We start from the raw sequence: 398 nt of genomic DNA on the forward strand, positions 1-398 counted from the left end.
GTATAAGAGACAGGACTACTAGGGTATCTAATCCTGTTTGCTCCCCGCACTTTCGCGCCTCAGCGTCAATACATTGCCAGGCAGGCGCCTTCGCCTCCGGTGTTCCACCTGATCTCTACGAATTTCACTTCTCCACCAGGTATTCCCCCACCCTCTCAAGTATTCAAGACAAGCGGTTTCAACTGCAGTTCCTGGGTTGAGCCCAGGTATTTCACAATTGACCTACGAGTCCGCCTACGCGCGCTTTACGCCCAGTGATTCCGAGTAACGCTTGCACCTTTCGTATTACCGCGGCTGCTGGCACGAAATTAGCCGGTGCTTATTCTCGAGGTACCGTCAGCAAACACGATTGTTCACCGTATCTACCTTCTTCCCTCGCTAAAGAGCTTTACAACCCA

1 rRNA gene is annotated in these 398 nt (G+C 52.0%); it reads right to left on the reverse strand.

What is annotated here, in order from left to right:
- Positions 1 to 398 (reverse strand): 16S ribosomal RNA (locus ACTHSL_RS13140); the annotation flags it as partial.

The organism is Neisseria sp. P0008.S010 (genome assembly GCF_051962715.1).
Taxonomy (GTDB): Bacteria; Pseudomonadota; Gammaproteobacteria; order Burkholderiales; family Neisseriaceae; genus Neisseria; species Neisseria elongata.